This is a genomic window from Mycobacterium sp. UM_11 (assembly GCF_001414075.1).
GTDB lineage: Bacteria > Actinomycetota > Actinomycetes > Mycobacteriales > Mycobacteriaceae > Mycobacterium.
This window is the reverse complement of record NZ_LATC01000256.1, coordinates 1-368: the sequence shown is the minus strand read 5'-3', so window position 1 is coordinate 368 and position 368 is coordinate 1. Positions and strand designations below refer to the sequence as shown.

Below are 368 nucleotides of genomic sequence, written 5' to 3'. Positions count from 1 at the left end.
GCGTTGGGGGCTTGGTAATAGGGCGGCGGGGTGTGGCTGGCCGCCGGAATCGGACCGCTCTCGGGCCGCCACTGCGGCGCCCCCTGACCGGTCACCGGGGTCGAGCCCGGTGGCGCCGGCGGTGGGGTGTTTGCCGTCGGTACCGGGGGACGCGCCATGGCCGTGTCGGCCGGCGTGGCTGGGGGACCCATCGTGACGGTGCCGGGCAGGGTGGCTTCCTGGCTGCGGCGCAGGATGGTCGCGGCGTGGTCTTGGTCGGGGTTGCTCAGCGCCTCGTGCGCGGCCAGGGCCAGGTCCCCGGCGCTGGCGTAACGCTCCTCGGGCTTTTTGGCCATTCCCCGGGTGACCACCGCATCGAAGCCCTTGGG

General features: G+C 74.2%; 1 pseudogene. It reads right to left on the bottom strand.

Annotated features, from left to right (window positions below):
- Positions 1-368 (bottom strand): annotated as a pseudogene (locus WU80_RS26240) (serine/threonine protein kinase); the annotation flags it as partial.